This is a genomic window from Streptomyces sp. NPDC030814 (assembly GCF_055572155.1).
The window spans coordinates 276,108-288,263 of record NZ_JBVIDX010000004.1; the positions used below are offsets into that span (position 1 = coordinate 276,108).

10 protein-coding genes are annotated in these 12,156 nt (G+C 71.9%); 2 read left to right on the forward strand and 8 right to left on the reverse strand.

What is annotated here, in order from left to right:
• Positions 1 to 42: 42 nt before the first annotated feature.
• The 6 genes from ACZ43N_RS11470 to pdhA all read right to left on the reverse strand — a co-directional run bounded on the left by ACZ43N_RS11470 (position 43) and on the right by pdhA (position 7,349).
• On the reverse strand, positions 43 to 1,134 hold the full coding sequence (locus tag ACZ43N_RS11470; protein ID WP_468096806.1) for a potassium channel family protein: 1,092 nt from the start codon (positions 1,132 to 1,134) through the stop codon (positions 43 to 45).
• A 112-nt stretch (positions 1,135 to 1,246) separates the two neighbouring features.
• Entirely contained in the window at positions 1,247 to 2,608 is a 1,362-nt protein-coding gene (locus ACZ43N_RS11475; RefSeq protein WP_468096807.1) for a molybdopterin molybdotransferase MoeA, read from the reverse strand.
• On the reverse strand, positions 2,605 to 3,561 hold the full coding sequence (locus ACZ43N_RS11480) for a DUF6457 domain-containing protein (protein ID WP_468096809.1): 957 nt from the start codon (positions 3,559 to 3,561) through the stop codon (positions 2,605 to 2,607). Before ACZ43N_RS11480 ends, ACZ43N_RS11475 begins: the two co-directional genes overlap by 4 nt.
• 175 nt (positions 3,562 to 3,736) lie before the next feature.
• Positions 3,737 to 5,212, reverse strand: a complete 1,476-nt coding sequence (locus tag ACZ43N_RS11485) for a dihydrolipoamide acetyltransferase family protein (RefSeq protein ID WP_468096810.1) — start codon at positions 5,210 to 5,212, stop codon at positions 3,737 to 3,739.
• The gene (locus tag ACZ43N_RS11490; protein ID WP_468096811.1) at positions 5,212 to 6,216 is read right to left on the reverse strand and encodes an alpha-ketoacid dehydrogenase subunit beta; all 1,005 of its coding nucleotides are present in this window, start codon (positions 6,214 to 6,216) and stop codon (positions 5,212 to 5,214) included. The genes ACZ43N_RS11485 and ACZ43N_RS11490 overlap by 1 nt, the downstream gene beginning before the upstream one ends.
• Complete coding sequence (gene pdhA, locus ACZ43N_RS11495) at positions 6,216 to 7,349, reverse strand: pyruvate dehydrogenase (acetyl-transferring) E1 component subunit alpha (RefSeq protein ID WP_468096813.1); 1,134 nt, start codon at positions 7,347 to 7,349, stop codon at positions 6,216 to 6,218. The genes ACZ43N_RS11490 and pdhA overlap by 1 nt, the downstream gene beginning before the upstream one ends.
• A gap of 189 nt (positions 7,350 to 7,538) precedes the next feature.
• On the opposite strand from pdhA, the gene ACZ43N_RS11500 reads away from it, so the two are divergent.
• Entirely contained in the window at positions 7,539 to 8,024 is a 486-nt protein-coding gene (locus ACZ43N_RS11500; protein WP_468097077.1) for an Lrp/AsnC family transcriptional regulator, read from the forward strand.
• A gap of 131 nt (positions 8,025 to 8,155) precedes the next feature.
• On the opposite strand, the gene ACZ43N_RS11505 is transcribed toward ACZ43N_RS11500, so the two are convergent.
• Positions 8,156 to 8,746 (reverse strand): TetR/AcrR family transcriptional regulator, encoded by a 591-nt coding sequence (locus ACZ43N_RS11505; protein WP_468096814.1) that lies wholly within the window; start codon positions 8,744 to 8,746, stop codon positions 8,156 to 8,158.
• On the reverse strand, positions 8,743 to 10,260 hold the full coding sequence (locus tag ACZ43N_RS11510; RefSeq protein WP_468096816.1) for a 3-hydroxyacyl-CoA dehydrogenase: 1,518 nt from the start codon (positions 10,258 to 10,260) through the stop codon (positions 8,743 to 8,745). Before ACZ43N_RS11510 ends, ACZ43N_RS11505 begins: the two co-directional genes overlap by 4 nt.
• Before the next feature lie 147 nt (positions 10,261 to 10,407).
• Between ACZ43N_RS11510 and paaN the strand changes: the two genes are divergently transcribed.
• Positions 10,408 to 12,099 carry a phenylacetic acid degradation protein PaaN gene (gene paaN, locus ACZ43N_RS11515; protein WP_468096818.1) on the forward strand — a complete coding sequence of 564 codons (1,692 nt, stop codon included), beginning with the start codon at positions 10,408 to 10,410 and terminating at the stop codon, positions 12,097 to 12,099.
• Positions 12,100 to 12,156: the final 57 nt, after the last annotated feature.

Sequence of the window (12,156 nt, forward strand, 5' to 3'; positions counted from 1 at the left end):
GCCCCCAGGCAGTACGTCCCAGGGGGCATCCTCATGATCCGACTACGGCAGATGCTTGGTCTCAGGGGTGACCTTCGTGCTCGGTGTGGCGCGGACGATGGTGATGAGCCGGTCCGTGACCTGGAGTTCGCCGACGGACGGGTCGTCGTAGCCGAGCACGCGGTGGCCGCGCAGCACGCTGACGACCAGGTCCTCCGTCTCCCGCACCTTCCGCCCCACCTCGGCCTTTATGACGGGCCGTTCGACGATGTCGAGACCGCTGCCCTGCTGAATGAGATCCTCCATGACCATGCCGGCGGCGGGACTGAGCACCGAAAGACCGAGGAGGCGTCCGGCCGCGCTGGCACTGGTGATGACGACATCGGCCCCGGACTGCTTCAGCAGCGGCGCGTTCTCCTCCTCCCGAACGGCGGCCACGATCTTCGCGCCGCGATTCATCTGGCGCGCCGTCAGCGTGACCAGCACGGCGGTGTCGTCCCGAGCGGTGGAGATGATGATCTGCCGTGCCTTCTGCGCCTCGGCCCGTAGCAGCACATCGCTCCGGGTCGCGTCCCCCACGATCCCCGCGTATCCGTCGGCCATCGCCGCCTCGATCACCTTGGAGCTGGGGTCGACGACGATGATTTGCTCCTTCTTCAGCCCCGTCGCACAGACGGTCTGGATCGCCGACCGCCCCTTCGTCCCGAAGCCGACGACAACGGTGTGCTCCCTCAAGGCCGCCCTCCAGCGGTTCAGTCGCCATTCCTCGCGCGTGCGCTCCGTGAGGACCTCCAGCGTGGTGCCGACCAGGATGATCAGGAACAGCACGCGCAGCGGTGTGATCACGAAGATGTTGGTGAGCCGGGCGGCGTCGCTCACCGGCGTGATGTCGCCGTATCCGGTGGTCGAGAGGGTGACCGTGGCGTAGTAGAACGCGTCCAGCAGGTCGACGCTGCCATCCGAGTTGTCGTGGTAGCCCTCATGGTCGGCGTAAACGATGAAGGCCGTCGCGACCAGCACGAACAACGCCATCGCCAGTCGCTTGCCGACCTGACGGATCGGGCGCTCGACCTGTCTCTTCGGCAGTTTCACCGGATGGGTCACGTGACGCTCTTCCGCAGTGCGGGCGATCACGTCATAGCCCGGAAGTTTCACGTGAAACACTCCCCGTTTCCCCGTACATCCCCTGGCTGTACTACATCCACGTGTGCCCGTTGTTTCACGTGAAACCCCCTCGCCCGCAAGGCCGGTTGGGCATATGGACGTTTCACGTGAAACACACCTGGATCCCCGCGGTCGTCCAGGGCAGATCCAGCAGTTCCAGCTCCTGACCGGGACGGGCGCCGCCGGGTGGGACGACGGCAAGGGCATCCGCGGTGGCGATGCCGCGGAGCATGGCGGGGCCGTTGTAGTGCAAGGGGACGGCATCGTCCCCACGCAGGGCGACAGGGATGAGCCGGGTGTCGTACGGGTGCCCGTGCACGGCCTCCTTCAGCGGCATCCCGTACGGCTCGGGCGCGGCCCGTCCGGCCAGGGTCCGCAGAAGGGGCTCGGCGAGGGTGAACAGCCCCGAGACAGCGGCCAGCGGGTTGCCCGGCAGACCGACGAGATGCTGGTTCGCCTTGGTGCGGGCCAGCAACATGGGGTGGCCTGGGCGCACCTTGACGCCGTCGACGAGAAGTTCGGCACCGATGCGGCGCAGCGTCGGGTGGACATGGTCGACGGGTCCGGCGGCCGTGCCGCCCGTGGTCACGATCAGGTCGGCGGAGGAGGACCGCACGGCCTTGTGCAGGGCGTCGGCGGCATCTCCGAGTCGGCGTACGGCGGTGACCTCGGCGCCGAGGGCCCGGAGCCATGACGGCAGCATCGGACCGAGCGCGTCGCGGATCAGGCCGTCGCGCGGAAGTCCCTCGGTGAGCAATTCGTCGCCCAGGACGAGCAGTTCGACGCGGGGGCGCGGCAGCACGGTGAGGGTGTCGTATCCGGCGGCCGCAGCGAGTCCCAGTGCGGCGGGGGTGAGCAGTGTGCCGAGCGGCAGCAGTTGGTCACCGCGGCGGCACTCCTGGCCCCGGGGACGGATGTCCTGACCGTGAGCCATGTCCCTGATGGCGTGCAGCCGGCCCTTCTCGTCGGTGCGGCCGTGTTCGCTGCGCAGGACGGCGGTGGTGTCGAGCGGGATGCGTGCGCCGGTGGCGATCCGGACCGCCTCGCCGTCGGTGAGCCGCTCGGGTTCGGCGTGCCCTGCCAGCACGCCGTCCTCCCGTACCTCCCAGGGACCGGGCCCCGCGACGGCCCAGCCGTCCATCGCGGAGGTGTCGAAGGAAGGCAGGTCCGTGAGTGCGGTGAGGGGTGCGGCGAGCACCAGACCGAGAGCGTCCTCGACGGTCACGGAGACCGGGGAGCGGCGTCCGGACGAGCGGGCGGCGCGCTCGGCTGCGGCGCGGGCCTCGGGCCAGGAGGTGGCCCGGTGGTGAGCGTCCTCCTTGGCCCGGCGCGCGCCGGGACCGCCCTCGGCCGGAGTCTCGTCGGCGGGGCGGGGTTCGCGGGGCCCTCGGACGGGTCTGTCGTTGGCCACGGCCAGCGCCTCCTCCACATCCACGTCGAGTTCCTCGGCGTCCTGGGCGGTCATCCGGCGTCCGGGGCGGAGTCGGAGGCTCCGGACTTGCCGTCGGGGGCGCCGGACTTGCCGCCGCTTGCCTCGTCGGCCCAGCCGAGAGCCAGGGCCGTGGCCTTGCGGGCGGCCTCGGCGACCGCTTCGGGGCCTCCCCCGGCCTTCGCCGCCGCGTAGCCGACGAGGAAGGTGGTCAGCGGAGCCGCGGGCCTGGCCACGCTGTGGGCGGCGTCACGGGCGAGGTCGAGCAGTTCTCGGGTGTCGACGTCGAGGTCGATGCCCAGCTCGTCCTTGACTGCGGAAATCCATTCATCCAACACGTGGCCATGCTCCCTGATCCGTGCGCGGGCGGCGGCGATGTCGTCCCAGGTGTCGCAGTCGAACGACGCGACGGGGTCGGTGATACGGGTGAGGCGCAGTGCCCCGACCAGGCGCCGCAGCGGCAGCCCGGCCGTCCCCCCGTGCTCGACACCGAGCCGCGCCAGCTCCCGGCGCAGTGCGTCGGCCCGGTACGCGGCCACGAGGGGCTGATCACGGCCGTCGGGGTCGGTGACGAGGACGCCGTCGGCCGGGGCGGTGGGGAAGCCGTCGGGCGCGACGGCGCTGCCCCGGAGGGTGCCGAGCAGCCGCCGTACCGTCTCCTCGGCAAGGAAGGGCAGGTCGGCGGAGAGGACGACGACGTACAGGGCGGTGGTGTGGCGGAGGCCGGCGTCCAGCGCGGCGAGGGGGCCGCCACCCGGGGGCTCCTCGCGGGCCCACAGCACGGGCCGGGCGGTGGGGCGGGGATCGGCGACGACGACGGTCGTCCGGGCTCCGGCGCAGGCGGCCAGTACCCGGTCGAGCAGGGCACGTCCGCCGACGCGCACCCCGGGCTTGTCGGCGCCGCCGAGCCGCCGGGCGGCACCCCCGGCGAGCACGACGGCGTCGTACGCCTCGGTACCGGGGCCGTCCGGCGGCTCGTACGCGGTCATCCCCCGAGTATGCGTGTCCCGGCGATCACAGGGAACGCGGGGATGCCGCGCGATCCCGGGGACGCCATGCGATCAGGGCCGCTCGCGAAGGCCGGCCCGGAGGGTGAGGACGACGGTCGAGGGCCGCCGACGCCGGAGGCGAAGTCGGCGGCCCGGGACCCGGCGACGCGCTTGGTCAGAGGCTGCGCAGCAGCACCGCGGGCTGTTCGACGCAGTCCGCGACGTAGCGCAGGAAGCCGCCCGCCGTACCGCCGTCGCACACCCGGTGGTCGAAGGTGAGCGAGAGCTGCACCACCTGCCGTACCGCCAGCTCCCCCTGGTGGACCCATGGCTTGGGAACGATGCGGCCGACGCCGAGCATGGCCGCCTCGGGGTGGTTGATGATCGGCGTGGAGCCGTCGACACCGAACACGCCGTAGTTGTTCAGCGTGAAGGTGCCGCCGGTGAGTTGGGCGGGCGTGAGCGTCCCGGTCCGCGCGGCGTCGGTGAGCCGGGCGAACTCCGCGCTGAGCGACTCCGCGTCCCTCGCGTGGGCGTCCCGTACGACGGGCACCACGAGCCCTCGTTCGGTCTGCGCGGCGAACCCGAGGTGCACCTGGTCGAGGCGTACGACCTCGCGGGCCTCCATGTCGACCGTCGAGTTGAGCTCCGGGAAACGGACCAGCGCGGCGGTGCAGATCCGGGCGAGCAGCGCGAGGAGGGAGATCTTCGGGCCGCCGGCCGCGTTCATGGCCGCGCGGGCGTTCATCAGTTCCGTCGCGTCGGCGTCCACCCAGCAGGTGGCGTCCGGGATCTCACGCCGGCTCCGGGAGAGCTTGTCGGCGACAGCGCCGCGTACGCCCCGCAGGGGGACCCGGGTGCCGGAGGAGATCTCCGCACGCGCGGGCCTCGTGAGATGCTGCGCGGCGGCCGTGGCGGAGGTGGAGACGGCCGACGCCGACGGTGTCGCCATGCCGACGGTGGTGACGGCGGACGTGGTGCCGGTGGCGGAGGCGGCCCGCAGGGCCTGCTCCACATCGGCCCGCATGATCAGCCCGTCGGGGCCCGATCCACGCAGCTTCCGCAGATCCAGACCGTTCTCGCGGGCGAGACGGCGGACGAGAGGGGAGATCACGGGCACGGGCCCGTCACCACGCACCGGGTCACCAGCGAGCGGCCCGGCGCCGGCAAGCGACCTTTCAGCGACTGCGGCGGTCACACCACCGTTCGCCGCGGCGCCGGCAGCCCCCGTGGCAGCCGTCGGACGTGTCGGACGCACCCTCCTGCGCCGCTTGGGTGCCTCCGAAGTGCCGTAGCCCACCAGCACGTTCCCGGAGCCCTCGGCCTTCCCGGCGGAGCCGGAGCCCTGCGCGGCGCCCGTGGTCTCCCCGGCGCCCGAGGCCCCCGCCGAACCGCCGCCGACCGGAGCCCCCACGGCCACCGTCAGCAGCGGCGCCCCCACGGGAAGTTCCGTGCCCTCCTCGCCGAAACGGGCGGTGACGACACCTCCGTACGGGCACGGCACCTCGACCATCGCCTTGGCCGTCTCGACCTCGACGACGGGCTGGTCGATGGCGACGACGTCGCCGACCTGGACCAGCCAGCGGACGATCTCCGCCTCGGTGAGCCCTTCACCAAGGTCGGGCAGCTTGAACTCCAGGACCTGGGCCATCAGTTCTCCGCCTCCCACTGCAGACGCCCGACCGCGTCGAGGATCCGGTCGACGCCGGGCAGGTGGTGCCGCTCCAGCATCGGCGGCGGGTACGGGATGTCGAACCCGGCGACGCGCAGCACGGGCGCCTCCAGGTGGTGGAAGCAGCGTTCGGTGACACGGGCCGCGATCTCGCCGCCCGGCCCGCCGAAGCCTCCGGACTCGTGGACGACGACGGCCCGCCCGGTGCGCCGTACGGACGCGGCGACCGTCTCGTCGTCGAAGGGCACCAGTGAGCGCAGGTCGACCACTTCGAGGTCCCAGCCCTCGGCCGTGGCCGCCTCGGCGGCCTCCAGGCAGACGGGCACGGAGGGGCCGTAGGTGATGAGCGTGGCGCTGCGGCCAGCGCGGCGCACGACCGCACGGCCGATCGGCTCGACGGACTGCGGTTCCTCGGGGTTCCAGGAGTCCTTCGACCAGTACAGGCGCTTGGGCTCCAGGAAGACCACGGGGTCGTCGGAGGCGATGGCGGCGCGCAGCAGCCCGTAGGCGTCCGCGACGGTGGCGGGGGTGACGACATGCAGGCCCGGGGTCGCCATGTAATACGCCTCGGAGGAGTCGCTGTGGTGCTCGACGCCGCCGATGCCTCCGCCGTAGGGGACCCGGATGGTGATCGGCAGCGGCATGGCCCCGCGGGTGCGGTTGCGCATCCGGGCGACATGGCTGATGAGCTGCTCGAACGCCGGGTAGGCGAACGCGTCGAACTGCATCTCGACGACCGGCCGGAGCCCGTACATCGCCATGCCGACGGCCGTGCCGAGGATGCCCGCCTCGGCGAGCGGGGTGTCGGTGACCCGGTCCTCGCCGAACTCCTTGGCGAGTCCGTCGGTGACCCGGAAGACGCCGCCGAGGGTGCCGACGTCCTCGCCCATGACGTGCACCGTCGGGTCGGCGGTCATGGCGTCCCGGAGGGCGCGGGTGAGCGCCTGTGCCATGGTGGCGGGCTTGAGAGCGACGGTGGTCATCAGTGCGCCCCTTCTTCTTCCGCCGCCAGCTCGGCCCGCAGCAGGGCCTCCTGTTCGCGCAGTTGGGGGGTGGGCTCGGCGTAGACATGGGCGAAGAGGTCCATGGGGTCGAGCACCGGGTCCTGGTTCATGCGCTCGCGCAGATCGGCGGCCATCGTCTCGGCGGCGTCGCGCGCGGCCTGTATGGCGGCCTCGTCGAGGAGTCCGCGTTCGGTCAGCTCGCGCTCCAGGAGCGTGATCGGGTCGTGCGCGCGCCAGACCTCCACCTCGGAGTCACCGCGGTAGCGGGTCGCGTCGTCGGCGTTGGTGTGGGCGTCGATGCGGTACGTCACCGCCTCGACCAGGGTGGGGCCGCCGCCCGCGCGGGCGTGGGCCACGGCCTCGCCGAGCACCTGGTGCACGGCTGCCGCGTCGTTGCCGTCGACCAGGCGGCCCGGCATGCCGTAGCCGACGGCCTTGTGGGCGAGGGAGGGAGCGGCGGTCTGCTTCTCCAGCGGCACGGAGATCGCGAAGCCGTTGTTCTGGACGAGGAAGACGACCGGCGCCTGCCAGACGGCGGCGAAGTTGAGCGCCTCGTGGAAGTCGCCCTCGCTGGTGCCGCCGTCGCCGACCAGGGCGAGTGCGACCACGTCGTCGCCCTTGAGGCGGGCGGCGTGCGCGAGGCCCACGGCATGCGGGAGCTGGGTGGCGAGCGGGGTGCACAGGGGCGCGACCCGGTGCTCGTGCGGGTCGTAGCCGGTGTGCCAGTCACCGCGCAGCAGCGTGAGCGCCTGCACGGGGTCGAGGCCGCGGGCGACGGCGGCGAGCGTGTCGCGGTAGCTCGGGAAGAGCCAGTCGCGCTCCTCGAGGACGAGCGCGGCGGCGACCTCACAGGCCTCCTGGCCGGTGCTGGAGGGGTAGACGGCGAGCCTGCCCTGCTTGGTCAGGGCCGTGGCCTGGGTGTTGTACCGGCGACCCCGCACCAGCTCCGCGTAGAGGCGGCGCAGCAGCGCGGGGTCGACGTCAGCCGCCGAGTCGGTACCGAGCACGCGGTACGGACGCTCGTCGGGCAGCAGGGGCGCAGGGTCGGTGCGAGGCTGCCAGGCGGGGGGCGGTGTCGGATGGTACGCACCCCGCTGCTCCATGACCGTCATACGGCACCTCCTCGTGGGAGTGGCTCTGGGACGCGGCACGGTTGTGACGCGTCTCACCTACCGATTGTTCGGTCGATGGCGCATTTTGGCTACAGGCACCCCGAGGCTGTGGACAAACGGTTCTGCACAGCCTCAAATGAACGCAACACGTCCATAGCAGAGAGGCGGGGGCACATGGCATCTGAACAAATGGCCGAGCCGCCGGAGCACGACCCCGCCCTGCCGCCCCCCAGACCGCTGGACGCCATAGATCAGGACATCCTGCGCATGCTCCAGGCCGACGGCCGCGCGTCGATACGGTCGGTCGCCGAGCGTGTCCATGTCTCCCGCGCCAACGCCTACGCCCGGATCAACCGCCTCATCGAGGACGGCGTGATCCGCGGTTTCGGGGCGCGCGTGAACCACGAACGCGCCGGAAAGGGCACGTCCGCCTACATCACGCTGAAGATCGTGCAGAACTCCTGGCGCACCGTCCGCGAACAGCTGCGCCAACTGCCCGGCGCCGCCCATATCGCCCTGGTGGGGGGCGACTTCGATGTACTCCTGCTGGTGCACACGGCGGACAACAGGGCCCTGCGCGAGGTCGTCCTGACCAAGATCCAGGGCATCCCGGAGGTTCTCAGCACCCGCACTCTGCTGGTCTTCGAGGAGGAGCACGTCGAGCCGGAGGGGTGACCGGCGCACCCCCGCGAGGCCGGGTGGATGCCCGGCACGCGTCGGCGGGAGCCGGAAGGGGAACCGACACGCACCGGCGAAAGCCGGAACGGCCGACCGGTACGCTGCGGCGGAATCCGGACGGATGACCGTCAGTGCTGGGCGCGCAGTCCCGAGAAGACCAGGTGCGCCACCGCTTCGGACACCTCGCGCTCGCCCATCCCCCGTCCGTCCGGCCGGTACCACTCCACGATCGAGTTGATCATCCCGAACACCAGCCGGGTGGCCAGCCGCATCTCCACGTCCCCGCGCATGTCCCCGTCGGCGGCCGCTGCCTTCAGCAGCTCGGCGACCCGGTGGTCGAAGTCGCGGCGCCGCTCCAACGCCCAGCGCTCGGTGTCGGTGTTGCCTCGCACCCGCAGCAGCAGCGTCACGTACGGCAGTTCGGCGATGAGCACCTCGACCATGCGCCGGACGACGTGCTCCAGCCGCTCCACGGCCCGCCCCTCGCGGGCGGGTTCCTCGTCGAGGATCCCGAAGAGCTGGTCCAGCGCCCGGCTCACCGCCCGCCGCAGCAGCTCCTCCTTGCCGCTGACGTGGTGGTATATCGACGACTTGGAGATCCCGGCGGCCCGGGAGAGGTGCTCCATGGACGTGCCGTCGTAGCCACGCTCGTTGAAGACCTGCACGGCGACGGAGAGCAGCGTCTCCGGGGTGTACGTGTCGCGCTTGGCGGTGGTCATGAGGAGGTCCCCTCCCGCTTGTCGGAGGCGTAGGCATGGCGGTACAGCGCGAGGGACGGCGCGTAGCGCCCGGAGGGGTCGCGCAGATGCAGGTCGTCCAGGAGGGCGTACGCCCAGTTCCGGCCCAGCTTGCGGCCCCATTCGAAGGGACCGAGCGGGTAGTTGACCCCGAGCCGCATCGCGGTGTCGATGTCCTCCTCCGTCGCCACCCCCTTGGCCACGGCGTCGTGCGCGAGGTCGACGATCCGGGCCACCGTGCGGGCGACGATCATGCCGGGGGCGTCCCCGATGACGCTGACGTCCTTGCCGAGCGCCTGGAAGAGCCCGATGGCCTCGGTGAGCGTCTGCGACGAGGTGTCCTGGGACGCCGACAGGGCGATCCGGGTGGCCCGCCGGTAGTCGAGTGCGAGGTCGAAGTAGACGACGTCGCGGAACTCCACGGAGGTCTGCCCGTCCGCGAGGGCCAGCTGGCCGCCGCTCGGCAGAACCAGCCGCGTGCCGTGGTCCTCCTCCTCCTCGCGCACGCCGATGCCGGCCTCCCGGATCAGCCCGAGCAGCTCGGATGCGGGCCCCAGGTCGCCCTCGGCGACGACGTACGCGGGCGCCGGTGCGGGCTCGGCGGTGTGCGGCTCGGGGCGCTCGGCGCCGTCCGCGTAGTCGTACCAGCCCTGGCCCGTCTTGCGGCCGAGCCGGCCGGACTCGACGAGCCGCCGCTGGGCCAGCGAGGGCGTGAACCGCACGTCCTGGAAGAACGCCTGCCACACGGAGTGGGTGACGGACTCGTTGACGTCCTGACCGATGAGGTCGGTCAGCTCGAAGGCGCCCATCCGGAAGCCACCGCATTCCCGCAGCACCGCGTCGATGGTGGCGGGGTCGGCGGCCTGCGACTCGTACACCGCGAAGGCCTCGGCGTAGAACGGCCGTGCGATGCGGTTGACGATGAAGCCGGGGGTGTCGGCGCAGGCGACCGGCGTCTTGCCCCAGGCGCGCGCCGTCTCGTACGCGCGGGTGGCGGAGCTGACATCGGTGGCGAACCCGGACACGACCTCGACCAGCGGAAGCAGCGGCGCCGGGTTGAAGAAGTGCAGGCCGACGAGGCGTCCCGGGTTGCGCAGGGCGCCGCCGATGGCCGTGACGGACAGGGAGGAGGTGTTGGTGGCGAGCAGGCAGTCGTCGTCGACGACGTCCTCCAGCGCCCGGAACAGCTCCTGCTTCACATCGAGGCGCTCGACGACGGCCTCGACGACGAGGGCGCAGTCCGCGAGGTCGGCGAGGTCCTGCGCGGCGTGCAGCCGGGCACGGGCGGCGTCCCGGTCGGCGGCGGTCAGACGGTTCTTCGCCACGAGCCGGTCGAGGCGCGCGCCGATGGCCTCGGCCGCCTCCCCCGCACGGCCGGGCACAGCGTCGTACAGGCGTACGGGGTGGCCGGCCACCAGCGCGACCTGGGCGATGCCCTGGCCCATGGTGCCGGTGCCGACGACGGCCACGAGGCTGCTGAGGTCGAGTCCTGTCATGTGCGCGATCCTCCCGCACGGGGTTGTCCACAGATGCGGCGGACCCCCTTGTCCCGACCGATCGTTCGGTTACTCTAACTCTGTCCTCCTGTCGCTGCCCAGGTCAGGGCTCGACGCAGAGCCTCTGACGTGAGGAGTTGGTCACGCATGGCCGCCGAACTGTCCGCGCACGACCTGATCGCCAAGCACCGGCCCACGCTCGACGAGGCGCTGGAGGCGATCCGCACACGCGCGTACTGGTCACCCCACCCCGAGCACCCCAAGGCGTACGGCGAGAACGGCAGCCTGGGCATGGCCGAGGGCAAGGCCGCCTTCGACGCGCTGCTCGGCACCCGCCTCGACCTCGACCAGCCCGGCACCGACGACTGGGTGGGCGGCGAGACCTCCCCGTACGGCATCGAGCTGGGCGTCACCTACCCGCACGCGGACATCGACACGCTGCTGCCCGCCATGAAGGCCGGCCAGCGCGCGTGGCGCGACGCGGGCGCCCAGGCGCGCGCGGTGGTGTGCCTGGAAATCCTCAAGCGGATCAGCGACCGCACCCACGAGTTCGCCCACGCCGTCATGCACACCAGCGGCCAGGCCTTCATGATGGCGTTCCAGGCCGGCGGCCCGCACGCGCAGGACCGGGGGCTGGAGGCGGTGGCCTACGCGTACGCCGAGCAGGTTCGCACCCCGGACGAGGCGGAGTGGACCAAGCCCCAGGGCAAGCGCGACCCGCTCAAGCTGGACAAGCGCTTCAAGGCCGTCCCCCGCGGCATCGCCCTGCTCATCGGCTGCAACACCTTCCCGACGTGGAACGGCTACCCGGGCCTGTTCGCCTCCCTGGCCACCGGCAACGCGGTCCTCGTGAAGCCCCACCCGCGCGCGATCCTGCCGCTCGCGCTCACCGTGCAGGTGGCCCGTGAGGTGCTCGCCGAGACCGGCTTCGACCCGAACCTGGTCGCGCTGGCCGCCGAGCGTCCCGGCGAGGGCATCGCCAAGACCCTCGCGACGCGCCCCGAGATCCGGATCATCGACTACACGGGCTCGACGTCGTTCGGCGACTGGCTGGAGGCCAACGCCCGCCAGGCGCAGGTCTACACGGAGAAGGCCGGCGTCAACACGGTCCTCGTGGAGTCCACCGACAACTACAAGGGCATGCTCTCCAACCTGGCCTTCTCCCTGTCGCTGTACAGCGGCCAGATGTGCACCACCCCGCAGAACCTGCTGATCCCCCGCGACGGCATCACGACCGACGAGGGCCCCAAGTCCTACGACGACGTGGTCACCGACCTGGCCGGGGCGGTCGGCGGCCTGCTGGGCGACGACGCCCGCGCGAACGCCCTGCTCGGCGCGATCGTCAATCCCGATGTGAAGGCCCGCCTGGAAGCCGCAGCCGGCCTCGGCGAGGTCGCCCTCGCCTCCCGCGAGATCGTCAACCCGGAGTTCCCCGACGCCGTCGTCCGTACGCCGGTGATCGTCAAGCTCGACGGCGCAAAGCCCGACGACGAGGCCGCGTACATGAGCGAGTGCTTCGGGCCGGTGTCCTTCGCCGTGGCCGTCGACTCGGCGGCGGACGGCGTCGAGCTGCTGCGGCGGACCATCAGCGACAAGGGCGCGATGACCGTCGGGGCGTACACCACGTCCGGCGAGGTCGCCGGCGCCGTCGAGGAGGTCTGCCTGGACGAGTGCGCTCAGCTCTCGCTGAACCTCACGGGCGGGGTCTATGTGAACCAGACCGCGGCGTTCTCCGACTTCCACGGCTCCGGGGGCAACCCGGCGGCCAACGCGGCGCTGTGCGACACGGCGTTCGTGGCGAACCGCTTCCGGATGGTCGAGATCCGGCGCGAGGCGTAGCGCACCGCTGCTCGGCCCGTGGCCCGGCGCCCCCTGGGGAGGGCGCCGGGCCACGCG

Bases quoted from the DNA above. Each gene is read 5' to 3' on its own strand.
- ACZ43N_RS11510 (WP_468096816.1), bottom strand. From the start codon at position 10,260: ATGACAGGACTCGACCTCAGCAGCCTCGTGGCCGTCGTCGGCACCGGC.
- ACZ43N_RS11485 (WP_468096810.1), bottom strand. From the start codon at position 5,212: ATGGCCCAGGTCCTGGAGTTCAAGCTGCCCGACCTTGGTGAAGGGCTC.
- ACZ43N_RS11500 (WP_468097077.1), top strand. From the start codon at position 7,539: ATGGCCGAGCCGCCGGAGCACGACCCCGCCCTGCCGCCCCCCAGACCG.
- ACZ43N_RS11490 (WP_468096811.1), bottom strand. From the start codon at position 6,216: ATGACCACCGTCGCTCTCAAGCCCGCCACCATGGCACAGGCGCTCACC.
- ACZ43N_RS11505 (WP_468096814.1), bottom strand. From the start codon at position 8,746: ATGACCACCGCCAAGCGCGACACGTACACCCCGGAGACGCTGCTCTCC.
- ACZ43N_RS11480 (WP_468096809.1), bottom strand. From the start codon at position 3,561: ATGACCGCGTACGAGCCGCCGGACGGCCCCGGTACCGAGGCGTACGAC.
- paaN (WP_468096818.1), top strand. From the start codon at position 10,408: ATGGCCGCCGAACTGTCCGCGCACGACCTGATCGCCAAGCACCGGCCC.
- ACZ43N_RS11475 (WP_468096807.1), bottom strand. From the start codon at position 2,608: ATGACCGCCCAGGACGCCGAGGAACTCGACGTGGATGTGGAGGAGGCG.
- pdhA (WP_468096813.1), bottom strand. From the start codon at position 7,349: ATGACGGTCATGGAGCAGCGGGGTGCGTACCATCCGACACCGCCCCCC.